Source organism: Polynucleobacter sp. JS-Fieb-80-E5 (genome assembly GCF_018882015.1).
In the GTDB taxonomy this organism is placed as follows: Bacteria; Pseudomonadota; Gammaproteobacteria; order Burkholderiales; family Burkholderiaceae; genus Polynucleobacter.
In genome coordinates this window covers 429,582-453,525 of sequence record NZ_JACVPH010000001.1, presented here as the reverse complement: position 1 = coordinate 453,525, position 23,944 = coordinate 429,582, and the positions used below count along the sequence as shown (strand labels likewise).

The 23,944-nt window shown below is 44.9% G+C and carries 32 protein-coding genes; 19 read left to right on the top strand and 13 right to left on the bottom strand.

Annotated elements, in window-relative coordinates; all coding sequences use genetic code 11:
- The first annotated feature begins 19 nt into the window (after positions 1-19).
- From rimM to ICN44_RS02095, 5 genes are all read left to right on the top strand, one after another.
- Positions 20-586, top strand: a complete 567-nt coding sequence (gene rimM / locus ICN44_RS02115) for a ribosome maturation factor RimM (protein WP_216262462.1) — start codon at positions 20-22, stop codon at positions 584-586.
- Between the two features lie 35 nt (positions 587-621).
- The gene (gene trmD, locus ICN44_RS02110) at positions 622-1,368 is read left to right on the top strand and encodes a tRNA (guanosine(37)-N1)-methyltransferase TrmD (RefSeq protein ID WP_216262460.1); all 747 of its coding nucleotides are present in this window, start codon (positions 622-624) and stop codon (positions 1,366-1,368) included.
- Between the two features lie 136 nt (positions 1,369-1,504).
- On the top strand, positions 1,505-1,897 hold the full coding sequence (rplS, locus tag ICN44_RS02105; protein WP_072583649.1) for a 50S ribosomal protein L19: 393 nt from the start codon (positions 1,505-1,507) through the stop codon (positions 1,895-1,897).
- A 64-nt stretch (positions 1,898-1,961) separates the two neighbouring features.
- A complete protein-coding gene (locus ICN44_RS02100) occupies positions 1,962-2,699 on the top strand; it encodes a CoA pyrophosphatase (protein ID WP_216262458.1) in 738 nt (245 codons plus the stop codon).
- Positions 2,696-3,655 (top strand): CobD/CbiB family protein, encoded by a 960-nt coding sequence (locus ICN44_RS02095; RefSeq protein ID WP_216262456.1) that lies wholly within the window; start codon positions 2,696-2,698, stop codon positions 3,653-3,655. Before ICN44_RS02100 ends, ICN44_RS02095 begins: the two co-directional genes overlap by 4 nt.
- Here the strand turns inward: ICN44_RS02095 and rsgA are convergent.
- A complete protein-coding gene (rsgA, locus tag ICN44_RS02090) occupies positions 3,600-4,613 on the bottom strand; it encodes a ribosome small subunit-dependent GTPase A (RefSeq protein WP_216262454.1) in 1,014 nt (337 codons plus the stop codon). The two genes, ICN44_RS02095 and rsgA, sit on opposite strands and share 56 nt — an antisense overlap.
- Positions 4,614-4,615: 2 nt before the next feature.
- Positions 4,616-5,869: a M48 family metallopeptidase gene (locus tag ICN44_RS02085; protein WP_216262452.1), complete on the bottom strand. Its 1,254-nt coding sequence runs from the start codon at positions 5,867-5,869 to the stop codon at positions 4,616-4,618.
- 15 nt (positions 5,870-5,884) lie between these two features.
- Here ICN44_RS02085 and orn point away from each other — a divergent pair, with 15 nt between their 5' ends.
- Positions 5,885-6,493, top strand: a complete 609-nt coding sequence (gene orn / locus ICN44_RS02080; RefSeq protein WP_216262450.1) for an oligoribonuclease — start codon at positions 5,885-5,887, stop codon at positions 6,491-6,493.
- A gap of 76 nt (positions 6,494-6,569) precedes the next feature.
- Here orn and mog read toward each other — a convergent pair whose 3' ends face one another.
- Entirely contained in the window at positions 6,570-7,202 is a 633-nt protein-coding gene (gene mog / locus ICN44_RS02075) for a molybdopterin adenylyltransferase (protein WP_216262449.1), read from the bottom strand.
- A gap of 26 nt (positions 7,203-7,228) precedes the next feature.
- Here mog and pmbA point away from each other — a divergent pair, with 26 nt between their 5' ends.
- The 4 genes from pmbA to ICN44_RS02055 all read left to right on the top strand — a co-directional run bounded on the left by pmbA (position 7,229) and on the right by ICN44_RS02055 (position 11,879).
- Positions 7,229-8,575, top strand: a complete 1,347-nt coding sequence (gene pmbA, locus ICN44_RS02070; RefSeq protein WP_216262446.1) for a metalloprotease PmbA — start codon at positions 7,229-7,231, stop codon at positions 8,573-8,575.
- A 74-nt stretch (positions 8,576-8,649) separates the two neighbouring features.
- Positions 8,650-9,732 carry a TRAP transporter substrate-binding protein gene (locus ICN44_RS02065; protein ID WP_216262444.1) on the top strand — a complete coding sequence of 361 codons (1,083 nt, stop codon included), beginning with the start codon at positions 8,650-8,652 and terminating at the stop codon, positions 9,730-9,732.
- Between the two features lie 74 nt (positions 9,733-9,806).
- Entirely contained in the window at positions 9,807-11,084 is a 1,278-nt protein-coding gene (locus ICN44_RS02060; protein ID WP_216262442.1) for an NRAMP family divalent metal transporter, read from the top strand.
- 9 nt (positions 11,085-11,093) lie between these two features.
- On the top strand, positions 11,094-11,879 hold the full coding sequence (locus tag ICN44_RS02055; RefSeq protein ID WP_216262440.1) for a sulfite exporter TauE/SafE family protein: 786 nt from the start codon (positions 11,094-11,096) through the stop codon (positions 11,877-11,879).
- Here the strand turns inward: ICN44_RS02055 and ICN44_RS02050 are convergent.
- Positions 11,872-12,537 (bottom strand): alpha/beta hydrolase, encoded by a 666-nt coding sequence (locus ICN44_RS02050; RefSeq protein ID WP_216262439.1) that lies wholly within the window; start codon positions 12,535-12,537, stop codon positions 11,872-11,874. The genes ICN44_RS02055 and ICN44_RS02050 overlap by 8 nt on opposite strands.
- Positions 12,538-12,667: 130 nt before the next feature.
- Here ICN44_RS02050 and ICN44_RS02045 point away from each other — a divergent pair, with 130 nt between their 5' ends.
- Complete coding sequence (locus ICN44_RS02045; protein WP_216262437.1) at positions 12,668-13,897, top strand: dicarboxylate/amino acid:cation symporter; 1,230 nt, start codon at positions 12,668-12,670, stop codon at positions 13,895-13,897.
- Between the two features lie 321 nt (positions 13,898-14,218).
- Positions 14,219-14,596, top strand: coding sequence for a hypothetical protein (locus ICN44_RS02040; RefSeq protein ID WP_216262435.1), 378 nt, complete (start codon positions 14,219-14,221; stop codon positions 14,594-14,596).
- A gap of 9 nt (positions 14,597-14,605) precedes the next feature.
- Here ICN44_RS02040 and ICN44_RS02035 read toward each other — a convergent pair whose 3' ends face one another.
- Together ICN44_RS02035 and ICN44_RS02030 are read right to left on the bottom strand one after the other, a co-directional pair.
- Complete coding sequence (locus ICN44_RS02035; RefSeq protein ID WP_216193915.1) at positions 14,606-14,824, bottom strand: hypothetical protein; 219 nt, start codon at positions 14,822-14,824, stop codon at positions 14,606-14,608.
- A 203-nt stretch (positions 14,825-15,027) separates the two neighbouring features.
- Positions 15,028-15,903, bottom strand: coding sequence for a transglutaminase family protein (locus ICN44_RS02030; protein WP_216262433.1), 876 nt, complete (start codon positions 15,901-15,903; stop codon positions 15,028-15,030).
- A gap of 172 nt (positions 15,904-16,075) precedes the next feature.
- On the opposite strand from ICN44_RS02030, the gene ICN44_RS02025 reads away from it, so the two are divergent.
- Both ICN44_RS02025 and ICN44_RS02020 read left to right on the top strand, forming a co-directional pair.
- The gene (locus ICN44_RS02025; protein ID WP_216262431.1) at positions 16,076-16,480 is read left to right on the top strand and encodes a Rap1a/Tai family immunity protein; all 405 of its coding nucleotides are present in this window, start codon (positions 16,076-16,078) and stop codon (positions 16,478-16,480) included.
- Positions 16,481-16,496: 16 nt separating this feature from the next.
- Positions 16,497-16,772, top strand: a complete 276-nt coding sequence (locus tag ICN44_RS02020; protein WP_255537339.1) for a YMGG-like glycine zipper-containing protein — start codon at positions 16,497-16,499, stop codon at positions 16,770-16,772.
- Positions 16,773-16,831: 59 nt separating this feature from the next.
- On the opposite strand, the gene ICN44_RS02015 is transcribed toward ICN44_RS02020, so the two are convergent.
- Together ICN44_RS02015 and ICN44_RS02010 are read right to left on the bottom strand one after the other, a co-directional pair.
- Positions 16,832-17,248, bottom strand: coding sequence for a BON domain-containing protein (locus ICN44_RS02015; RefSeq protein ID WP_216262429.1), 417 nt, complete (start codon positions 17,246-17,248; stop codon positions 16,832-16,834).
- 22 nt (positions 17,249-17,270) lie between these two features.
- The gene (locus ICN44_RS02010; protein ID WP_216262427.1) at positions 17,271-17,426 is read right to left on the bottom strand and encodes a DUF3309 domain-containing protein; all 156 of its coding nucleotides are present in this window, start codon (positions 17,424-17,426) and stop codon (positions 17,271-17,273) included.
- 175 nt (positions 17,427-17,601) lie between these two features.
- On the opposite strand from ICN44_RS02010, the gene ICN44_RS02005 reads away from it, so the two are divergent.
- A complete protein-coding gene (locus tag ICN44_RS02005) occupies positions 17,602-18,105 on the top strand; it encodes a hypothetical protein (RefSeq protein ID WP_216262425.1) in 504 nt (167 codons plus the stop codon).
- A 7-nt stretch (positions 18,106-18,112) separates the two neighbouring features.
- Here the strand turns inward: ICN44_RS02005 and ICN44_RS02000 are convergent, their stop codons facing one another.
- The 4 genes from ICN44_RS02000 to ICN44_RS01985 form a co-directional block, all read right to left on the bottom strand.
- Positions 18,113-18,799: a Crp/Fnr family transcriptional regulator gene (locus tag ICN44_RS02000; protein ID WP_216262423.1), complete on the bottom strand. Its 687-nt coding sequence runs from the start codon at positions 18,797-18,799 to the stop codon at positions 18,113-18,115.
- Positions 18,800-18,935: 136 nt separating this feature from the next.
- Entirely contained in the window at positions 18,936-19,655 is a 720-nt protein-coding gene (locus ICN44_RS01995; RefSeq protein ID WP_216262421.1) for a Crp/Fnr family transcriptional regulator, read from the bottom strand.
- A 190-nt stretch (positions 19,656-19,845) separates the two neighbouring features.
- Entirely contained in the window at positions 19,846-20,091 is a 246-nt protein-coding gene (locus tag ICN44_RS01990; protein WP_216262419.1) for a hypothetical protein, read from the bottom strand.
- Positions 20,092-20,268: 177 nt separating this feature from the next.
- Complete coding sequence (locus ICN44_RS01985) at positions 20,269-20,865, bottom strand: outer membrane protein (RefSeq protein ID WP_216262417.1); 597 nt, start codon at positions 20,863-20,865, stop codon at positions 20,269-20,271.
- Positions 20,866-21,069: 204 nt separating this feature from the next.
- On the opposite strand from ICN44_RS01985, the gene ICN44_RS01980 reads away from it, so the two are divergent.
- Positions 21,070-21,405: a BON domain-containing protein gene (locus ICN44_RS01980; protein WP_216262415.1), complete on the top strand. Its 336-nt coding sequence runs from the start codon at positions 21,070-21,072 to the stop codon at positions 21,403-21,405.
- 51 nt (positions 21,406-21,456) lie between these two features.
- The gene (locus ICN44_RS01975) at positions 21,457-21,633 is read left to right on the top strand and encodes a CsbD family protein (RefSeq protein ID WP_216262414.1); all 177 of its coding nucleotides are present in this window, start codon (positions 21,457-21,459) and stop codon (positions 21,631-21,633) included.
- Between the two features lie 84 nt (positions 21,634-21,717).
- Here the strand turns inward: ICN44_RS01975 and ICN44_RS01970 are convergent, their stop codons facing one another.
- Positions 21,718-22,065, bottom strand: coding sequence for an HNH endonuclease (locus ICN44_RS01970; protein WP_216262413.1), 348 nt, complete (start codon positions 22,063-22,065; stop codon positions 21,718-21,720).
- Positions 22,066-22,106: 41 nt separating this feature from the next.
- Between ICN44_RS01970 and ICN44_RS01965 the strand changes: the two genes are divergently transcribed.
- On the top strand, positions 22,107-22,376 hold the full coding sequence (locus ICN44_RS01965) for a TIGR03643 family protein (RefSeq protein ID WP_215320506.1): 270 nt from the start codon (positions 22,107-22,109) through the stop codon (positions 22,374-22,376).
- Positions 22,373-23,944, top strand: coding sequence for a cryptochrome/photolyase family protein (locus ICN44_RS01960; RefSeq protein ID WP_216262411.1), 1,572 nt, complete (start codon positions 22,373-22,375; stop codon positions 23,942-23,944). Before ICN44_RS01965 ends, ICN44_RS01960 begins: the two co-directional genes overlap by 4 nt.

Below are 23,944 nucleotides of genomic sequence, written 5' to 3'. Positions count from 1 at the left end.
AAAATAAGGTGTCTTACAAATGAGTACGCCTTCCCTGAATGATTTGATTGAGCTTGGCGCCATATCTGAGGCGCAAGGTTTGCAAGGCCAAGTGAAGGTAAGACCTCACTCATCAGAGCCTGTAGCACTTCTTTCTTCTAGATCTATTTGGCTGTCTCTGATCCCTCGTAGGGATGCGGGCGTTTCTGCGTCTCTAGAACAAGCTTCCTTGACACAATACAAAGTGAAAAGTGCCAAGATGCACAGCGGCAATGTTGTGATGTCGCTAGAGGGTGTAAGCGATCGTGATCAGGCGCTCGCATTAAAAGGTTCTCGTATCTTGGTGGCGCGCGATGCGTTTCCAAAGGCAGATAGTGATTCCTATTACTGGGTTGATCTAATTGGTTGCAATGCCGTGAATTTGCAAGGCGAAGCCCTTGGTGAAGTGATTGATGTTACTGAGAATGGTGCACATGGCGTTATCGCAATTGGTAATCCAGTAACTAAAATGATTGTGTATTTGGTGCCGTTTGTAAAAGAAGTAGTGCAAAACGTCGACTTGCCAAATAAAACGATTACTCTTGATTGGCAGTCTGACTGGCAATAAGAACGCAAAGATCAATTTCAAAATTAATTACCGATATGCGCTTTGATGTAGTCACCTTGTTTCCGGAAATGTTCTCTGCATTGACACAGTGGGGCATTACTGGTCGCGCATGTGGACAATCGTTAGCCAGCGTTCATCTTTGGAATCCTCGTGACTTTTGCGCTGATCCTCGTAAAACAGTGGACGACCGTGCTTATGGCGGTGGACCTGGCATGGTGATGCTGGCCAAGCCCTTAGAAGATACAGTCGCCGGAATTAAGGCAGCCCATCAGGCGGCAAACATCAAATCAGGCCCAATTTGCTTATTGGCACCCCAGGGCGAGCGTTTTTCTCAGAAGATAGCGGCAGATATCCTGGATTACGGCAATTTGAGCTTTATTTGTGGTCGATATGAGGCGATTGATCAACGTTTTGTTGACCGAAACGTCGATTTACAGCTTTCTATCGGTGATTTTGTGCTTTCTGGGGGCGAAATTCCCGCTATGGCGATGATGGATGCGGTGATTAGATTGATTCCAGGAGCACTTGGAGATGGCGAATCTGCCACTCAGGATAGCTTTATGAACGGTCTTTTGGACTATCCGCACTACACCCGCCCCGAAATATATGAAAATTTATCTGTCCCAGACGTGCTTTTGGGCGGACATCACGCTAAAATAGCGGATTGGCGTCGGCAGAAGTCTTTAGAGCTGACGTTCAGGTTAAGGCCGGACTTAATTGAATCGGCCAGAGCCAAAGGGTTGCTAACCCGAGAAGATGAACAATTTCTTCGCTCTCTGTAAATACTTTCAGTAGTGTGCAGTGGTGAAAAGGTGGTTTAGTTTTTGGTTTAGTGAAATTGTTTTAACTGCATCCTCTATTAGGTCCGTTGATTTAAATCTCGGGATTAAACGCTAATACGATGTTTAAGGATTAAAAATGAATTTAATTGAAAAAATTGAGCAAGAAGAAATTGCTCGCTTAAGTGCTAACAAGGTTTTGCCGAGCTTTGCTCCTGGCGATACAGTAGTTGTTGGCGTGAACGTTGTTGAAGGTGCGCGTAAGCGTACTCAGGCGTTTGAAGGTGTTGTGATTGCAAAGCGCAATCGCGGACTCAATTCCAGCTTTATCGTTCGTAAGATTTCATCTGGCGAAGGTGTAGAGCGTACATTCCAAACTTACTCACCATTGATCGCTAGCATTGAAGTGAAGCGTCGCGGTGATGTACGTCGCGCTAAGTTGTACTACTTGCGTGATCGTTCAGGTAAGTCTGCACGTATTAAAGAGAAGCTTCCTGCACGTAAAGTGGCAGTAGCAACTCCAGCCGCATAATTAATGCTGGCTTGATTTAAAAAGGCGGCCTCGGTCGCCTTTTTTGTTGCCTTAGAATATAAATATGCCCAAGACCTCAACACCTGAAGATAATGCAATCAATGTTGCTGCGCCTCCAGGATTTGATGCGCAGGCGATTCCGATTCATGCGGTGTGTGCTGGTGAAAAAAAGGTAGCACCAGAATTTTTGGAGCCCACTGGTTTAAAAGCGCGTTTGCAATCACCGCCCCAATGGGAGCCAGAGATTACTGATGAAAATCGCCATGTGATTGCGGCTGACATTATTGCCAAGCGCCAAGCCGTCGGAAAGGTTACTAAAGCAGCGGTACTGATTCCACTTCTATTGAAGGAGGATGGCTTGTCAGTATTGCTCACGCAAAGAACCAATCATTTACGCGATCATGCGGGGCAAATTAGTTTTCCAGGGGGTCGTATGGATCCTGAGGATCAAAGTCCTAATGAGACCGCCTTGCGTGAGAGCAAAGAAGAAATCGGATTAGATCCTGAGCTAGTGGAGATCATTGGTCATTTGCCACAGTATTTAACGGTTTCTGGCTATAGCGTCACTCCAGTAGTAGGATTGGTCCAAGCTCAGGCAGAATATGTCTTAGATGAGTTTGAGGTGGCCGATGTCTTTGAGGTGCCCCTGAGTTTTTTGTTGGATCCCGCTAATCATCAAGTCAGATTGTGGCAAAGTGAGCAGGGTGGACGACGTTTTTATTCAATGCCTTATGAGAACCGCTTTATTTGGGGTGCCACTGCGGGAATGTTGCGTAACCTTTATCATTTATTGAAAGTATGACTTTCTTTTCTATTCTCTTCGCCCTCATTGCTGAGCAATACCGCCCAGTCACTTCAAGCCATTGGATTGCGCGTGTATGCGCTCGCTGGTTAGACTGGGTCGCCGCTGAGTTCGGTGGTAAGACTGAAGACGGTGCAAGCCCTATCGGTGCTCGCATGGCCTGCTTGGTGGCCTTCATACTGCCAACTTTTTTAGTCTTCATTGTGTATGTCACTTGTATGGTGACTTATCCAATCTTGGGTTTTCTTTGGAATATCGTCATCGCTTATTTGTTTTTTGGTTTTCGTCAGTTCAGTCATTCTTTTACTGCTGTGCATGAAGCAATTGAAGCGCATGACTTACCTACTGCGCGTGCAGCCTTGGGTGAGTGGTATGGCCCTGAATTAGACACTTCCAATCTTTCAGAAACAGAAGTGATTTCTTTGGCACTAGAGCGCGCCATCATCGGTTCACACCACCATGTGTTTGGTGTGTTGTTCTGGTTCATGATGCCAATGGGCCCGGCTGGTGTTGTGCTCTACCGCTTGGCTGATATTGCCTCTCAACGTTGGTCAGAGCGTGGTGACTTTAACCTGAGCGAATCTGCCCGTCATTTCTTCTACGTTTTAGATTGGGTTCCTGCGCGTATTACCGCGATGGGCTTTGCCATTGTTGGCAATTTCGAAGGTGCTGTATATGGCTGGCGCTATCTCACGCAAAAATGGTCAGACTCTTTGTCTGCAGTAATTTTGGCGGCAGGCAGTGGTGCATTGGGTGTGCGTCTTGGTGAACCAATGAGTGAGCCTGATAGTGATGAAGTTTTGCGTATGGCTGAAGCTGGTGAACCGGTTATTTATGAAGTAGGTCTTGAGCCTACTGAGCGTACGATGCGCTCTGCAGTAGGATTGGTATGGCGCTTAGTTATCGCTTGGATGGCTTTGTTGCTAATGCTGACCATCGCTCTTTGGCTTGGCTAATTCCCTGAATTTGTACATCAGCTGTTTTTGAATCCGAGTGCAGCTGTCTAAATAGCGCCAGTCTTTCTGGCGCTATTTCATTTCTATCTACCGCTTCTCTTACTGCGCAATCTGGCTCAGTCAAATGCGCGCAGTTATGAAAGCGGCACTTTCCAAGCAAGTCTTTAAATTCCCTAAAGGCATGCTGCAATTCACTAACAGACATGTGCGCCAAACCAAACTCCTGAAAGCCTGGTGAATCAATCAGGGCGCCAAGCTTACCTGTCGCATCTCTGCCCCAAGCCTCAGGTAATTCAAAATAACGGCATGCAGTAGTGGTATGTTTGCCGGTATCTAGGCGCACAGAATATTCTTGGGTCAGTGCGGCCGCATTCGGTATCCAGGCATTTAATAGGCTGGACTTGCCCATGCCTGATTGGCCTACAAAGACAGAGACCTTGCCCTGCAGAGCAGATTGCAAGGAATCGATTGAGGCTGGATCAAATTTGGCAGAGACTTCGCTGACTTGGTATCCCATGCGAGCATAGGGCGCGATGATTTTGCGTGCGTGTTCTAAATTATCTGTAAGGTCACACTTGTTGAGCAAAATGTGTAGACCAATTTGATTGGCTTCAGCAGCAACTACTGCTCTTCCCAATAAGTCTGGCGAGAAAGCAGGTTGAGTGGCAAGTACTACTAAGATTTGATCTACATTCGAGGCAATCAACTTGCTCTTAAATGCATCCGAGCGATAGAGAAGATTTTCTCGGGGCTCAATTTGGATGATTCGTGCTTGATCAGCTGAAGTCATTTCAAGCAACATGCGATCACCCACAGCTCCGATATGTTGCTTCGCTGGAGTGCTGACTTGTATTAATGGACCATCAGGTGATTCTTGTCCAGCAGCATCTGCAATTAAACGCTGCGCTAAATAATGCCTTCCGTAGGAGGCAATCAGTAGCGCATGAAATTGCTCCATCCTTATGAGCTAAACCGCTGTAAGTTGGCAATGCGCAAGGGCGCAGGTGGATGCGAGCTATAGAAGGCGGTATAGATCGGATCGGGCGTGAGGGTCGAGGCATTATCTTGATATAACTTCACTAGCGCCGCGATTAAATCTTTCGCGGAAGATTTCTCTGCGGCAAATCCGTCCGCTTCATACTCATGCTTGCGTGAAGCTAGGCTAGAAAGTGGTGTGAAGAAAAAACTAAATACAGGTGAGACCAGCATAAAGAGTGCCAATGCGAGGCCACCGTTATAACCATTGAGGTTAGGCATCACGCCTAAGTCAGTGTAGAACCAGACTTTGGTGCTGATCCAACCCAATAGAGCAAACATCCCAAAGCTAAGAGCGAACGAGACCAAGAGACGTTTACGAATATGTTTGCATTTGAAATGGCCAAGCTCATGTGCGAGCACCGCCTCGACCTCGCCCGGATTCAGCTTTTCAATCAAGGTGTCAAAAAATACGATGCGCTTGGCTTTACCCATGCCGGCAAAGAATGCATTGCCGTGAGCGCTACGTTTACTGCCATCCATCACAAATAGGCCCTGGCTCGCAAAGTCGCAGCGTTTTAGTAGTGCTTCAATCTGTGTTTTTAAAGGCCCATCCTCTAAGGCTTGAAACTTATTGAAGAGGGGTGCGATAAAAGTAGGGAAGATCCACTGCATGAGCAAGCTAAATGCTGTCAATACTGCCCATGCCCAAAGCCACCATAAATCACCAGCCTTGGCCATCAATGTCAGGATGACCCAGAGTAATGGAATACCAATGGCGCCGCCTACTGCCATTCCTTTAATCATATCCGTGAAGAATAGTTTTTTACTCATGCGATTAAACCCAAAGCGTTCCTCTAAATGGAACTGCTTGTACCAGGAGAAAGGCATATCAATCACGCCAGAAATGATCACGACGGAAACCAGCAGGGCAATTTGTTGAGCAATGCCTTCGCCCAAAAACTGCAGTAATGCTATGTTCAGAATCTGCAGGCCACCCAATAAGGTGAAGCCAATTAAAATGATAGCGCTGACCCCATTCTCTAAAATACCAAGACGTAATTTAGCGATGGTGTAGTCAGCTGCTTTTTGATGTTCAGCTAAAGTCACTTTTTCAGCGAAATCTGCGGGTACGGCATTACGATGCTGTGCCACATAGCGAATTTGACGTTGGGAGAGCCAATGGCGTAAGCCAAAGCTAGCAATAAAGGCAATTAGAAAAACAATTGTGAATGTCATGAGATCATTATAGATATGAGCGAGCAAACTAACACAACTGCCACGGCAGCAGTCACAGCGGCAACCAAGGCGGCGTCAGCGAATGAACACCTGATTTGGGTGGATATGGAGATGTCAGGCCTAAACCCGGAAACCGAACGGATTCTGGAAATTGCCATTATCGTGACGGACGCCCACCTCAATACTATTGCCACAGCCCCAGTTTGGGTGGTGCATCAGGAGGATGCCGTTTTGGATGCCATGGATGCCTGGAATAAAGGGACGCATGGGCGCTCTGGTTTGATCGATAAAGTGAAGGCATCCACTTTGGATGAGGCAACAGCGGAGGCAGAATGCATTGCCTTCTTGAAAAAATATATTAAGGCTGGTATCGCTCCAATGTGTGGCAATACGATTGGGCAAGACAGGCGTTTTATGGCGAAGTACATGCCGAAGTTAGAGGCTTACTTTCATTATCGAAACATTGATGTTTCTACTTTGAAGGAGCTCTGTAAGCGTTGGCATCCTGAGTTGGTGAAAGGCTTCACAAAGAATCAGGCGCATACAGCATTAGCAGACATAGAAGAGTCTATCGAAGAGCTGAAGTATTACCGCGAGAAGTTTATTGTGCCTTTACCTCAGTAATTTGATGTATGTCTTAATGGGAATAGTAAAAGAAAAGGTCCGCAATGCGGACCTTTTTATTGATGGTTAGAGCCAATCAAGCCCCAGTTTTCTTAAGAGCACTTTTGGGTCTAAAGACCTTAATGACCGTTTCGTCAGTTTCGATATACGGGCCGCCAATTAAATCAATACAGTAAGGCACGGCAGCAAAGATGCCGGGAACAATGGACTTACCGTTTTCATCCTTGAGGCCTTCAAGCGTTTCTGCAATTGCTTTAGGTTGTCCGGGCAGGTTAATGACCAGGGCAGTATGACCATCAATTTCTCTTAGGACGGCTGTCTGTCTAGAGAGAATGGCGGTCGGTACAAAACTTAAGCTAATTTGACGCATTTGTTCCCCAAAACCAGGCATCTCACGAGTGCCGGCTTCACGAGTAGCCTCAGGGGTGACATCTCTTCTGGATGGGCCAGTACCCCCTGTAGTGAGCACTAGATCGCAGCCTAACTCGTCTACCAATTCAACAATCGACTCGGTAATAGCTTCAGACTCGTCGGCAATGAGGCGTTCATGAAAAACACAGGGATTGCTAATGGCCTTAATGAGCCAGGTTTGTAGGGTGGGAATGCCCTCATCCTGATAGACGCCCTTACTGGCGCGATCCGAGATGGATATGAGGCCAATTTTGACCTCATTAGGACTGTTTCGTTTTAGGGCTTCTGTATGCTTCATGTTTCTATTCTAGCTATTATTAGGGTATGTTTACATACACATCTAACCAGTTTCAAGAAATCATCGATTTCATGCTTAAAGAGGCCAAAAGAAGGGGTGCCTCAGATGCTGTAGCGGAGATTTCAGAGGGTCAGGGCCTCTCCGTTACCGTTCGCAAGGGTGAGGTCGAGACTATCGAGCAAAGTCTGGATAAGCAAGTGGGGGTCACGGTATTTTTAGGTCATCACCGCGGTAACGCCAGCACTAGCGATTTCTCTAAAGCATCATTAAAGGCAACGGTAGATGCTGCCTATCACATCGCACAACACACGGCAGAGGATCTATGTGCAGGTCCTGCTGAGGCTGAGCTCTTAGAAAAAAATCCGCTGGATTTAGATTTGTTTCATCCATGGAATATTGATGCAGCTGCTGCCGTAGAAATCGCACGTAGTGCTGAGGGTGCGGCATTTTCAGTGAGCAAACAAATTCAGAATAGTGATGGCGCATCGGTATCCGCACACCATGCGCATTTCATGATGGGAACGTCCCATGGATTTATGGGTGGCTATCCTTTTTCTCGCCACTATATTTCCTGCGCACCAATCGCTAGCGAAGGTGGCAAGAAAGCCCACATGCAACGTGACGATTGGTACTCCAGCTCTCGCATTCCTGAGGAGTTGGCTGATCCTACTGCAATCGGAACCTATGCAGCTCAGAGAGCCTTGTCACGACTCAAGGCTAGATCTTTGACAACTCGACGTTGCCCGGTGATCTTTGAGGCGCCTCTCGCTGCGGGTTTATTGGGAGGTCTAGTACAAGCTGTTTCAGGCGGTGCTTTGTATCGCCGCTCCAGCTTTCTACTCGATAGCCTGGGCAAGCAAGTGTTGCCCAAACATATCAGCTTGTTTGAAGATCCGCATCTGAAGTCAATGAGTGGTAGTGCGCCATTTGATGAGGAGGGTGTCAAAACTTCTGCTAGAACAGTGGTAGATAAAGGAATACTCGAAGGTTATTTTTTATCGACTTATTCTGCTCGGAAGTTGGGCATGAAAACCACCGGTAATGCTGGTGGATCACATCACCTGACTTTACAAAGTAAGAAAACGCCTAAGGGTGGCTTGCCTGCACTATTAAAAGAAATGGGCACCGGTTTATTGGTGACAGAATTAATGGGGCAGGGGGTCAATTACGTGACGGGTGATTATTCACGAGGTGCATTTGGTTACTGGGTTGAGAATGGAGTTATTCAATACCCTGTTGAAGAGGTTACGATCGCTGGTAATCTGCGGGATATGTTGATGGATATTCAGTTAATTGGCAGTGATACCCTCATTCGTGGCACTAAAGAAACGGGATCAATCTTACTGGGCTCAATGACAGTCGGTGGAAAATAATGCAAGACAATCAATGCGAACTCTAAAAATAGTATCAATATAAAACTTCATTATTTTTAAACGGGGTGACGGAAATGCAAAGACGTTCATTTTTAAAGAAAGCCACTATTGGTGCCGGAGTTGCTGCCTTAGCAGCGCCATCGCTTGCACAAAGTTTGCCAACTCTGAACTGGCGTTTGGTTTCGAGCTTCCCTAAATCATTAGATACTTTATTTGGTACGCCTGAAGTATTTGCTAACGCTTTGCGTAAAGCTACTGACGGAAAATTTAACGTTAAGGTATTTGCAGCTGGTGAAGTGGTTCCAGCGCTACAAGTATTGGATGCCGTACAAAATGGCACTGTAGAGTGCGGACACACTGCGAGTTATTACTACCTTGGTAAAAACAGTGCTTTCATATTCGATACCGCTGCACCATTTGGTTTGACCGCACGCCAACAATCGGCTTGGATGCTGTATGGCAATGGTATGAAGTTAATGCGCGAACTCTATGCCAGCTACAACATTGTGAATTTCTTAGGCGGTCAAACTGGTACACAAATGGGTGGCTGGTTTCGCAAAGAAATTAAATCACCAGAAGACCTGAAGGGCCTGAAATTCCGTATCGCTGGATTTGCAGGGCAGGTACTTGCAAAACTCGGTGTAGTGCCACAACAGCTTCCGGCCGGTGAGATTTATTCGGCTTTAGAAAAAGGCACGATTGATGCTGCTGAATTTGTTGGACCCTATGACGATGAAAAGCTAGGCCTGGCAAAGGTTGCCAAGAATTACTACTACCCAGCTTTCTGGGAGGGTGCCGCCGGACTTTCTTTCTTGGTCAATAAAAAGCAGTGGGATTCTTTGCCGCCTGCCTATCAGGCAGCATGGGAGTCGGCTTGTTTCGAAGCCCATACCGATATGTGCGCAAAGTACGATGCGCTCAATCCGCCAGCATTACAACGTCTCCTGCAAAACGGCGCCGTACTTCGCAAGTTCAACACTTCTATCCTAGATGCGTGCTTTAAAGCAAGCCAAGAAACGTATGCAGAGGAGTCTGCCAAGAATCCGCAATTCAAAAAGATTTTTGAGGACTACCGTGCATTTAGAAACATGGAGGCGCAGTGGTTTAATGTGGCCGAGCAAGCATTTGCTCAATATAGTTTTAGCAAGAAACTTTGAGAGTGAAATCAATCAGCATAAGATCTCTCTATTAAAGACTACACTCAAAGGATGATCTTTTCACCGCAACCCATATGAATCTCTCGGAAATCTGGGTCCGCATTAAGCAACATCCTTTATCTCGGGTAGGTCCGGGATTGGTGACGGGTGTAGCGGATGATGATCCAAGTGGGATCGTCACTTATTCTCAAGCGGGTGCGCAATTTGGTTTAAATATGCTTTGGACAATGCCATTTGCATATCCTTTGATGTCGACAATTCAAGTCTTATGTGCTCGTATCGGTAGGGTGACTGGCCGTGGTTTATCCGCCAATATGAAGTTGGCTTTTCCGCCGGTTGTATTGGTTACTCTAGTTTTGCTGCTGTTGATTGCCAATGTTCTCAATATCGCTGCAGATATTGCTGCGATGGGTGAGGTGGCACAGTTAGTTACGGGTGTTAATTGGCACATCATGACCGGTATCTTTGTATTGTTGACTTTGGTTTTGCAGATACTGATTCCTTATCGCCACTATGTTTTCTTTTTGAAGTGGTTATCACTTTCCCTGCTGGCATATGGTGCTGTCCTTTTTACGGTGCATATTCCTTGGGGTGATGTGATCTGGAGTACCTTCCTCCCTCAGCTGACCTGGAGTGCAGATTCGGCTGCAGTAGTGGTTGGTATCTTTGGCACTACTATCAGCCCCTATTTATTTTTTTGGCAATCCTCCCAGGAAGTGGAGGACATGAACTTGCGTGAGCAACCAAGCCTGCTCGAACAAAACAATCCTGAGATAGTTACTGCAGAGCTTAGAAGAATTCATTGGGATACATGGAGCGGTATGCTGTACTCCAATGTGGCTGCGTACTGCATTATTCTAGCTACAGCAGTAACGCTTCATGCTGCAGGCATACGCGATATCAATACTGCTGCTCAAGCTGCATCAGCACTGAGACCTCTCGCCGGCGAGTTTACTTTTCTGCTTTTTGCACTGGGGATCTTGGGCGTCGGGCTGATGGGTGTGCCCGTTCTTGCTGGTTCGGCTGCCTATGCTTTGTCAGAAGTATTTGGCTGGCGCTCTAGCTTGGAAGATAGCGCTGCTCAAGCAAGCAAGTTTTACGCCATCATTGCCTTGAGCGTGTTGATTGCCCTCGCGATTCAATACTCGCCCATTAGCCCTATGAAAGCCTTGTTTTGGAGTGCGGTAATCAATGGGATTGTCGCTGTACCACTCATGGTGGCCATTATGGTTTTGTCATCAAAACAGTCTGTGATGGGGGCTCATGTCGCCTCTTTGAGCATGAGGATTTTCGGATGGCTAGCTACAGGCTTTATGGCCGTAGCCGCTGCCTACCTATTCATAGCTTGGTAAGATCGCTGGATGCTTGATTTACTCTTTACCCCCTTGGTGCAATCTTTTCACGCACATTCACTTGCTTTTTTTGTATGTGCGGTCATCAGCGTGACCATTCTGGGTATATCTAAAAGCGGCTTTGGCGCTGGGCTTGGCACTCTCTCGCTACCTTTGATGGCTAGCCAAGCTCCAATTAATGAAGCCTTAGCAATCATGCTGCCACTCTTAATTGTGATTGATTTAGTGGGTTTGCGTCGATACATTCAAAATGCGAACTGGGGCATTCTTAAGATTGTTATTCCGCCGGCCATAGCAGGTCTTCTGTTGGGAATGATTTTCTTTACTGCCATCACGCCTCAGGTATTGACACTGTCGATTGGTATTTTTACCCTCCTCTTTTTGATTCAGAATCTTGCTATGTCTCGCATAGAGGCGAAGGAGACAAAGTCCTATCCTTGGCTTGGGAGAGCTATGGGGTTGACGTCTGGCTTTACTTCCTTTGTTGCACATATTGGTGGGCCACCGATTACGGTGTACATGCTCAGAGAAAAGCTCTTGCCAATGGTTTACACCTCGACCTTAGGAGTCTTTTTCACGGTTATGAATTTTGGGAAGCTGGGGCCTTATGCCTATTTAGATCTATTAAATTACAAGCAATTGGCAACCTCAATCATCTTGTTGCCTTGCGCACCTGTAGGTGTCTACTTTGGCTTTTATTTGGCTAAAAGAATCTCAATGAAATGGTACTACCGAACAGTGAGATTCTTTTTGCTGATTGCTAGTATCAAGTTAATTTCGGATGGGCTTATTTAGCCGCCAATACTTCTTGCAAGAAGCGCGAGATATCCATGAGCTCTTCATGATTAACGGAGTGTTCCATGGGATATTCATTCCAATCTACTTGATAACCCATTTGTTCTAGTAAGGCATGCGATGCTTGGGCGCGATCAAGAGCAACCACGGGATCATATGTGCCATGTGCCATAAAGATCGGTGTCTTAACATTGGCAGTATGCTTTTCAATATTGGCAGTCATTGCTAAGGGTAGGTAGCCTGACAGGGCAATAATGCCGGCAAGTTTGTGTGGAAAACGTAAGCCAATATGCAAGGCCATTGCACACCCTTGAGAAAAGCCAGCCAACACAATCTTGTCATAGGCAATCCCGCGCTCAGCCTCTTTTTCGATTAACTGAACAATCGCCGCTGCCGATTTTTGAATGCCTGCCGCATCTTCTTGATCCATCAGGTTTCTGCCAATGATGTCATACCAGGCTGGCATGACGTAGCCACCATTAACGGTGACGGGCATGCTTGGGGCGCTGGGAAACACAAAGCGAATGCCAGGGCATCCAGATAGTTTTAACTCAGGAATGATGGGTACAAAATCATTGCCGTCTGCTCCAAGGCCGTGCAACCAGATAACGGCGGCCGTAGGATTCGGGCTGGTTTCCAATTCAATACAAGGGAGCATATTTATTTTCTCTAAAGTATGTTTAGTTGATGATTATCGACGGATACGGGTTTCTTCATTCTAAGTTGATACCCTGAGGGGTCTAAAGATGGGTAGAATCTTCCTGTTCTCCTCATTCATTAGGCCATCCATGAACTCTAAAAAGCTAACTCACTTTATTCTAGGGGCGATGGTCTTGGGTGTCTTGGTTGGCTATCTTGTCAACTTATACGGTGCAGGAACTTCTTTCCCCGATCAGTACGTCCTTTACATTTCAATCTTGACGGATGTCTTTTTGCGTTTGATTAAGATGATCATTGCTCCCTTGGTATTTGCCACCTTGGTTGTTGGTATAGCCAAAATGGGTGATGCCTCGACTATCGGTAGAGTGGGTTTAAAAACCTTCTCTTGGTTTATTTCTATGTCGCTGGTTTCTTTATTGCTGGGCTTGGTCATGGTCAATATTCTGCATCCGGGTGTTGGTGTGGAATTAACTCTGCCGGAGATCGCGGCCAATACTGGATTAAATAAAGCGAGCCTTAATTTTCCAGATTTTGTGAGACATATTTTCCCGGTCAGCATCTTTGATGCGATGGCTAAAAACGAGATCTTGCAGATCGTAGTTTTTGCTGTTTTCTTTGGGGTTGGCGCAGCAGGCATGGGAGCTAGAGCGGATGAGTTCATTCGTAATCTGGATATGCTCTCCCACATCATGCTCAAGATTACGACTGCAGTGATGAAGATGGCTCCTATCGCAGTCTTCTCGGCAGTTTCTTCCGTCATTGCTGAAAATGGTGTCAGCATATTGATGACCTACGGAAAATTCATGCTGAGTTTTTATGCTGCTATTTTCACCTTATGGATCGTCATCATTCTGATTAGTTCCTTGGTATTAAAAAATCGCACTTGGACTTTAGTGAAGATGTTGCGTGAGCCGGCTTTACTTGCGTTTACGACGGCGAGTTCAGAAGCGGCTTATCCAATGACTTTAGAGAGAGTGGAGCGCTTTGGCTGTAAAAACAAAATTGCTTCTTTTGTTTTGCCGGTGGGATATTCCTTTAACTTAGATGGGTCGATGATGTATTGCACATTTGCTGCAATCTTTATTGCGCAGGTCTACGGTATTGAGATGGAGCTCAGCCAACAGCTCTTGATGTTGCTAGTGTTAATGATCACCTCAAAGGGGATAGCGGGCGTACCGCGAGCCTCATTGGTGGTCATTGCTGCAACCCTATCCCAATTTAACTTGCCAGAAGCGGGCGTCCTATTGATCCTTGGGGTAGATCACTTCTTGGATATGGCGCGTTCGGCAACCAATGTATTGGGTAATGGCTTGGCAACGGCCGTTATCTCTAAATGGGAAGGTGAGCTTGAGGGGTAGATATATACCTTCAAATGAATCCCACTTTAATAAAGCTCAGGTGTAAGATGGTTTTATTAACCTGATCTAGCTAAGAAAAATAAGGGGGCTCAAATTGAAACCGTTTTATATCGACTACCCCCAAGAGAAGATTGAAGAGCACCAACATGCTTATCGGTGTCTTCATTGTAAAATCCCAACTACCATTATTTTTGGTTTGCTAGAGAATCATGCTGAGCATTGCGACTACCGAATCCATCAAAGTAAATGGACTCAGCTAGCAGTAAAGCTCCGGCCTCAAAAGACGCATTTTGATGAACCCCATGTTGACGAGGTAGATTGATGAAAACATATCCGATTGCTCTGGAATTAACTGTTTGGGAAGATTTGGGTCTTAATCAATACGAGGTGACGATTGATGAGGTCTCCAAGATTTCTATTAAGCGCACAGATGATGTGCTGCGTACCCGAGAGTTAACGGGTAATGAGGTGAGTACATTAATTGCTGCTATCGAGTCCTTACGCGTTCCTGTCAGTGATGAGCCTAAGGGGGTTGAGAGTAATAAGGTGTCTACTAGTTATGAGCTGATTGTCGAGTCTGCCCATTTCTCCTTGGAGTTCAACTGGGAGGATATTGATACTGGTGGTGTTAATTCAAAAGCATTTGAATCTGTTTCTGCAATGACAGCGGTAGTAGTGAGTCTAGATTTAGCCCACTGAGATCGGAGCTCAGGCTTCCATCACAATAAATTCACCTAGTGAGACTCTTTCTCTAAATTGTGAGAAAGAAAAAAGGGCTTTTATTTTCCGCGTATTGATCACCTCAATCTTCCCATCGGGGGTGAGGTTGGCAAGATAATCCCCCTCAGGAAAGAGGGCCTCAGGAATGCTTTCGGTCTCGAGTATTTGGGCCGGCAATACCAGGCTCTTTGTAATTTTTATACGCATGCACGTATCTTAGGTTTTAATAATTAGAACGATATTTGGCTTTGCACAACTTCAAATCCTATGCACCAAAGAGGGGTTTGGTGGGTGGGAGCCTAAAAAGCCTTTAAAAAATACCCTTCCAGCCAAATCAAGTAGAAAAGAGCCATTATTTGCACTGAAGTAGTGCATTACTTCAGTTTTTTTAGACATTATGGTTAAGCAGATTAATCACCGGTAGATACGGCATTTGCTACATGCCGAGGAATCATTAGATCTCCTTGTGCATTCGGAATGGCTTTAATGGAGACTGTGGGTGTTGACCCTCGCACAGAGCCAAATATAGTAGCAATGGAAGTATCAGCTGCATCCCTGCCGGTACTGAGTCTTACAAATCCCATGGGTATTGCAATTCCAGAGGGGTCAAAAATAAACCAATGACCGCCAAGATATGCCTCTACATACGCATGAAAATCTGTGGGGCCAAGAATGGGGTCTGAGCCATAGTCAATGCCAGTAACAAATCTCGCGGGGATGTTGAGTGCTCTGCATAAGGCAATCATCAGGTGGGCAAAGTCACGACACACACCCGCTTTACTTAAATAAGTGTCTACCGCAGTAGTGTGCTCTGTAGAGGTGTTATTACAAAAGCGAACGTGATTAGTAACCCAATCCTTGATTGCTTGAACGCGACTATAGCCTTGAGCCATATTGCCGAATATCTTTACAGCGATATCTTTCATGAAATCAGATTGGCAGTATCTACTTGGATATAAATAGATCAATACCTCCCCGGGCAAACTATTTATGGACATTTCATATATTTGGGAAGGTGGTGCTAGATAGTGGTTGAGATCAACCGCTCCACCATATTCCAACTTTAAGATTCCGGGAAGCCCTTTAAGGCGAAGCAATTTATTGTGACTACTCGGATCGGTATAACTTCCCAATGGAATATCTTGATTCACATTGAGATATTCGCTAATGATCAGCTGATGATTGGTTTGACACGCCTGAATGCTGAAGATGAAATCACTTCCTGGCTGGTCAATCTCGTAGTTGAGACCAATAGAAAATTCTAATCTGATGGGGTTATCGTTCATGTATATGGTCAGCTAGCTATGATTTAAAAAGAATTGAAGTGCGAAGTCTGTCTGCTGGCGAACACATTACATTCTTCAATTTATTTCTATGTCCGCTAACAGACAGACGAATAAGTCACTCATTCTTTAGAGTAAATGTTCGTAATCTAAAGATAGAAAGAGAAGGTGACTTATGAAAAAAATTGCAATCGTATTTGCAGCTCTATTGACATGCTCAGGCATAGTAATTGCTGCAACTGGATCACCGATGGCGATAAGCACTCAAGAATTAGCTGGCGTCTGTGGCGATCAATCCACTCCGGAGCCTCAGACTTACTGTGATGTATATGGTCAAGGCGTATACGATGGGTATTTGGTAACACGACACCCCAGGAAGGCTCCTGAGTTTATCTGTGTAGTGCAGCCAGCTCCTTCACGTAGGGAGGTGATGAACCAATTTATGGATTGGGTAAAAGCGAATTCCCAGTACAACACTGCACCAGCCGCGGATACTTTGCTGCGCTTTTTAGCGGTGAGATTTCCGTGTAAGTCATCCGTAATGTCTCCTGCAAATGCAGTAAGCAAAATTATTCGCTAAGCAAAAGGTAATTTATATGAAAACTACATTGATCGTGTTATCAACCTCCGGCTTGCTGGCTTTATCGGCATGCACTGGGATGAGTGATACTCAGCAACGGACGCTATCCGGTGCAGCCATTGGCACTGCTGCAGGTGTTGGCGTAGGCGCTCTCACCGGTGGCGGCTTGTTGTGGGGTGCAGCTGGTGGTGCTGCAATTGGTGCTGTCGGTGGTTATGCTTATGACCAGTATGAAAAAGATAAGGTGAAGAATCCTCCTAAGCCTAAATCAACTAAATCTACAGTGAACTAAAGATTCTCGGTAGACAATGTAAAAAAGCCGCTTAACGCGGCTTTTTTATTAGTACAAAGTTACTTGGAAATTACCAGCTTATTGTTGACGGATTTAACGCCTTCAATTTGTTTGGTTACGCTCGCTGCCTGAACTTTGTTTTCTTGAGTGTCAGCAGACCCTGTGAGGGTAACTACGCCATCCTTAGTAACAACCGTAATTTTTAGTGACTGCATTCCAGGTTCATTTAGCAGTGCAGCCTTTGTCTTGGCAGTAATTTCAGTGTCGTCCATAGCTTTGCCAGCAATCTTGCCCTGCTTACTTACAGAGTCATTGGCTTTTTCAGCGGCATTGGAGGTTGAGGTTGAGACATTTTCTACTGCCTGGTCTATTTTCTTGCCAGCTGTTTCTGCTGTCCCTGGTTTATCGCAAGCCACTAACCCGGACACAATCATCATCGAGGCAAAAATCGCTTTAAAGCTGTTATCAATTTTCATTTTATTTCTTTCTTAAAAAGTATTAAATACGGCCGGTCAAAATTAAAATAATGAGGATCACTAAAACTAGACCTAAACCACCGCTTGGTGCGTAACCCCAGTTCTTGCTGTGGGGCCAAGCCGGTATAGCGCCGATGAGCATCAAGATCAAAATGACTAAAACAATGGTTCCTAGCATGGAGAGCTCCTTGGTAAATTGCTACCTACCAATCTACTGAATTAATCTGCGCATGACTGTTCGGTATCAGACCTATAAACATTTTTTTATAAATTGAATGATGCGTTCGGTATCGAACAAAGAATATATTTAGCCTTGAAGTAGGATAAATTTTCGATAGATGTCTTACTAACCAATGCTCAAGATTCCGGTTTTAGTACTTTCCTTGGCGATCACGCTTGGAGCAAGCTCGAGCTGCTTTAGCCAATCATATGGCCCAATAGAAGTCATCACTCCTGCTCAGAAAAATACTCTATGGATTAATCCGGGAATCTATTCATATCACTTTGATCAGAGCAGGGATTTCAATTCAGTCAATTACGGCTTGGGATTGGAGTATCAATTCTCTAGTGTGGCTTCTGTAACGGTCGGCACTTATCGCAATAGCTACTACCAAACATCCAATTATGTGGGTGCTTACTGGATGCCATTGGCTGTAGGCCCTTTTCATCTGGGGGTGGTGGCCGGAGGATTTAATGGCTATGCCAACACTCAGAATGGCGGCTGGTTCCCAGCAATCCTTCCTGTAATTTCAATCGAAGGTGAGCGGGTCGGACTTAATCTCATTGTTATCCCCTCTATTGCAGATCGAGTCGCAGGATCTCTTTCATTTCAACTGAAGGTCAAAGTCTTTGATTGATTCTAGGTTAGCCAATAAACGTAGAGTAGATCTTCCGATTCTGTAGATAGCAGCTACAAGATGCTGCCATCAAAGCGGGGCGATTAAGAATTTGCATTTCGCCTCGCCGATATTCAATTAACCCATTCCTTCTAAATTCTGCAGCCGCGGTAGTAATACCAACACGCCTTACTCCTAACATGAGGGAGATGAACTCATGGGTCATCAGGAAGGTTGTGGATTGGGCGCGATCTTCACTCATCAGGAGCCACTTTGCCAGCCGGGGGCCTATTTCATGAAAGTGTTCACAAGCGGCTGATAGGCTTAACTGCTTAATTCGCACAGCCATATACGAGAGAATGATGTTCTTTAGCTCTATATGGGTCTTAATGATTTCCAAGAAATCATTTTTTTCAAGCCTCAAAGCATTTCCAGAGCCTTGAATCAGGGCGCCGAAAAGATTTTTTTGGATACCTAAGGCAATTTCTGCGCCTAGGACACCCTCTCTGCCAATCATTCCAACTTCCAGTGGGGGATGTTGATCCAAGCTCTGGACTAGTGAGATGAAGCCATCCGTTGGAAAGTAGATATATTCGATGGTCTCATCTACAACGCAGACAATTTTTGATAGGGTGAGGTCAATGAGCTCACCTTTATAAAAAATTAACTCTTGAATCTGCTTTGGCAGTAATTCTATTAAGCTATTCTTATTCATCAGCCTTGACCCCGGAGTTGAATGCGAAACCCTTACTCGGGCAATAGGGTTCAAATGACTTAAGTGATAACTATCCCAAATTCAGTTTCTAGCAATTGGAATCATTTATCTGTCTGATAGCGAACTATAAATTGAATTAAATTGCTAACTTACTTGGAAGTAGACGTTCATATTCGGTTTTCACAACCTTGTAACACTCACAAGTGCGTTTTTCTAGGCCTGCACGATCTAAGATGGTGATGTGGCCACGGGAATACTGAATCAATCCAGCTTTTTGTACCTTGAGCGCTGCTTCAGTAACCCCTTCTCTGCGAACCCCCAGCATGTTAGCTATGAGTTCTTGAGTCATATTTAATTGATTGCTTGTTAAGCGGTCTAAACTGAGCAGTAGCCAACGACAGAATTGTTGATCCAGGGTGTGATGGCGATTACAGACGGCAGTTTGAGACATCTGCGTAATTAATGCCTGGGTATAGCGCAGTAATAAATGCATTACCGGTCCAGAGCGATTAAATTCTTCTAAAAAAATACTTGATTTGATGCGATAGCCATTTCCAGCGCTTTGAACAACGGCTCTGCTAGAGGTAGATTCTCCACCCATAAAAATAGAGATGCCCACAATGCCTTCGTTACCAACAATGGCTATCTCTGCAGAAGAGCCATTCTCAAGCGCATAGAGAAGTGAAACAATTGCGCTAGTCGGAAAGTAGACGTGACTCATCTTCGTCCCGGGTTCGTATAAAACTTTTCCTAAAGGCAATTCAACCTGTTCGATATGGGGAAGCAGTCTTGCCCACTCACTTTCGGGGATGGAGTGAAAAAGATAATTTTGGTCTTTGAGAGCTTTAGTTTCCATACAATTACCTATCTTTTGATCGTCAGCTTTAGACAGCTTCAATGTATTGGCTGGAATGATTAGAGTATGTACGATAGCGCACATATGATGAGCTTACACGATAAAAAACCCACCAAATGAACTGGTGGGCCTAGATTTCTAAATTTAGACGAATTCTTAAAAATTCCCCTCAATTTATTTCAGAAATCGTTTACTTCACTGCTGGTGCTGCAGCAGCAGTTTTTTTGCATGCAATGTCACTATGTTCTTGAGCTTGAATAGTGTGACCTTGAGCAACGGCTGCGTGGTAACCAGCGTGCTTTGCATCACCAGCTTCAACATGTTTAGCTGCTTCTTTGTGGGCCAATGAAGCAGCGTCACAATGTTCTGCTGCTTTAACGTGGTTATGGTGAGCATTAGTTGTATCAGCAGCGTGCGTTTTTGTATCAGTTGTCATGTATATCTCCAAAGAATTTGAATAGAGAGTTCTCTAGTCATGTAAGTAAATAACTCACAGGTCACTCTACGATCAACAATGTAATAGGGTGAGTCTGTTGGCGAACATAGTAGAAAAAAAGCCACCGAATAATTCGAGTGGCTTTTAAACTTCTAAAGTAGAAATAGTATTTCCAAATTAGAACTTATACCCTAGGCCAATCGTAGCAATTGTCGTGCTAGGTTTAAAAGTGACACCAGAGACAGTCGATGAAGAATATTTCACTTGCTGTCCTTCGACCTTCAGATAAATATTTTTATCTAATAAGGTTTCAATACCAATGCCATAACCAATACCGTTCAAATTGCTTGTACCGGTATAGCCGTTGTTATTTAAAGTCCCTGACATACGGTTGTAGCCAAGCAATGCATAAATCATATTGCTGGTACCTAGAACATATCCAGGTTTGAAGTTAATGCTGTAATGCTTCTTACCAACCAGGTTTGCGCTGCCATCAGAACCACCTTTAGTATCGGCTAAATCGTATGTACCAGTTAATCCCAGTGCAACTTCTTTGGTAAGACCAAATGCATAACCAGCATCAATAGTCGGTACAACCGATTGTTGCCCCATGTTTGCGGAACGGGTGCCAGATAGGTCAGTGCTGCCGCCAACGGAGCTTACGCTGACGCCAATAGATGGGCCTTCAAATGGATTGGTCTGTGCGTTGTTTTGAGCCATTGTAGCTGTAGCTGAGATGGAAAAAAGTGCTGCTACTAGTAATTTCTTTTGCATATATATACCTATAGAGAAGTGAGAACTATAGGGACTATAGGACTTGAATCTGTAAACCTTAGTCTGCTGCCGCACACAGTAAAAAATATTCCTTATGTCTGATATCGAACGTGGATACAGGATTATTTCCTTTAGCCTAAATTCGTACCTAAGCAATCACTAGATGATTTGTTGGGCCAATAAAACCATCATTGAAAGAATTTTATGAACCTAATTCAAAAAATTACAGTACTACTATTTTCTGGAGTGTTAATTTCTCTAACCGCTTGCGCTGCTTCGGACACCAAGGAAAGCACAGGGCAGTATGTCGACAATAGTGTCCTTACAGCAAAAGTTAAAACAGCCATTTTTAATGAGCCAACACTGAAGTCTTCCGAGATTACCGTGCAGAGCTTTAAGGGCGAAGTTCAGTTAAGTGGCTTTGTTAGCAGTATTGAGCAAACCAATAAGGCCGTAGATATTGCCAAAACTATTCCTGGGGTTACCTCAGTCAAAAATGATATGAGGGTTAAAGGTAGCAATAACCCATTTTATAAATAATGAATTCAGTTTTTTGTAGTTCCGTTGTTCAACCATATCAAAGGATTTACCATGAATAAAGATCAAGTAAAAGGCCGTGTAGAGACTGTAAAGGGTGCAATTAAAGAGGCCGCAGGAAACCTGGTGGGAAATAAATCGCTGGAGACTAAGGGTATGGTTCAGCAAGTGGTTGGGAAAGTTCAATCTAACCTAGGCGATGCAAAATCAGAGTTGAAAAGTAAACTCTAAATTCTGATTCGGACATCTGTATTGTCCGGAGTTTGGCTAGAAGATAGCGTCCAGTAGTTTATGGGCGCTATTTTTTATCTCATTTTAAGTAGGTCTGATTCGACTACTTTTGCGTGTTTTTTCATAGAAGGCGTCTGGCTTACCTTCTACCCATTGAATAAATTTCTTCATCTCCGGATGTTCTCTCAAAATCTGGGCATGATGGTATTGCTGGGCTAACTCAGATTCGGTAAACAAGGCATGTATTTGCTTATGGCAAATGCGATGAAGATATTCGGTCCTCTTCCCACCCTTAGATTTGGGGATAAGGTGGTGGGCATCCTTCTGGGAATCTGGGATGGGTCGATCACAGATAGGGCAAATGATTGCCGCCGGCTTTTGTATGGCCGGAATCTCTTGAGAAATCAGTTTTTGACGAATTTTTCCAATCATGGGCTCAAGCTAGTTTATTGAATAAGTCTTAAACTTGCAGAGTGCCAAAACTAGCCCCCAAGACCCTCGCAGAACCCGATTTATCTCGCCTCATTGAAATGGCTTGGGAGGATCGCACGCCATTTGATGCGATTGAGAAGACCTTTGGTCTAGGTGAGCCTCAGGTGATTGCCATTATGCGCAAAGAGCTAAAACGCAGCTCCTTTGAACTTTGGCGCAAGCGGGTAACTGGACGAGCAACAAAACATAGCGCTTTACGTAGTGAAGATGTGACTCGGGCCTATTGCCCCACTCAATACAAAAATAAATGAAGCAGCCAGTCAAGCAGCAAGCTAAGCAGCAAACCAAGGAGCCTAAGCGCTTAGTTCTGATTCTAGGGGATCAGCTCGATTTGCAGAGCGCCGCATTACGAGGCTTTGATCCTCAAGCAGATGAAATCATCATGATTGAATCAGCTAATGAAGCTCAGTATGTTTGGTCGCACAAAGCCAAAATTGCTTTATTTCTCTCGGCAATGCGTCACTTTGCAGTTGAGCTGAAAAGGCTGGAATACCCGCTGACTTACGTTCAAGGCTCTCATCTGCCTATTGTCGAGGTTCTCAAAGAGCATATTCTGCAAAAGAAGATAAAGCATTTAGTTTGCATCGAACCTGGTGAATGGCGTCTAAAGCAGTCGATTGAGGCATTAGCAAGAGAGCTCAATATTGAGCTGGTAATGCTTGAGGATGACCATTTCTATTGCTCGCGACAAGAGTTTGTGGAGTGGGCGGCAAACAAGAAAGAACTCCGGTTGGAGTACTTTTACCGCCTAATGCGTAAGAAGCACCATGTGTTGATGGATGCTGATGGCAACCCCGAGGGTGGTCAGTGGAACTTCGATCAAGATAATCGCAAGCCCTATCCGAAAAAGGGACCTGGCATCATCGATGCTCCAGCGGCGTTTGAAGTAGATGCGATTACCAAAGAAGTATTGGCATTCGTTACAAAGACTTACCCAGATCATCCTGGATCTCTGGAGTCATTTAACTGGCCCGTTACCAGAAGCCAGGCTCTCCAAGCTCTGGAGTATTTTGTCGAATACCGCCTCAGAAATTTTGGTGTGTATCAAGATGCTATGTGGACTGATACCCCCTTTGGATGGCATTCTATTTTGTCGAGCGCATTGAACCTAAAGCTAGTAAATCCTCGCGAGGTGATTGATGCGGTCATCATGGCTTGGAAAAAGTATGCTTTGGATCTATCAACAATCGAGGGCTTCATTCGGCAAATATTAGGCTGGCGTGAATTTGTCCGAGGTATGTATTACCTTGACATGCCTAAGATGGCGCAAGATAACTACTATCAGCATCAGCGCTCATTACCCAAATGGTATTGGACTGGGCAAACCCAGATGGCTTGCATGAAAGATGCTATTGGCCAAACATTGCAATATGGTTATGCACACCATATTCAGCGCTTAATGGTGACAGGAAACTTTGCACTTCTAGCTGAAATTCTGCCTCAAGAAGTGTGTGATTGGTATCTGGCAATTTACGTAGATGCGATTGAGTGGGTGGAGTTACCTAATACGGCTGGGATGGCCTTATTTGCCAATGGCGGACGCTTTACTAGTAAGCCTTATATCGCCAGTGGCGCATACATCAAACGCATGAGCAATTATTGTGGTTCATGTAAATACAAGCCTGAGATACGTTATGGGGAAGAGGCATGCCCCATCACAACTTTGTATTGGAACTTTTTGATCAAGCATCGCGCTCAGTTTGAAGCGAGCCCGCGTACTAAGTTAATGACGGCCAACCTCAAAAGAATTAGTGATGAAGATCAAAAAGAAATTGTGCTGCATGCCCAAAAGATTCTGAATCAGCTCGACGCGCTATAA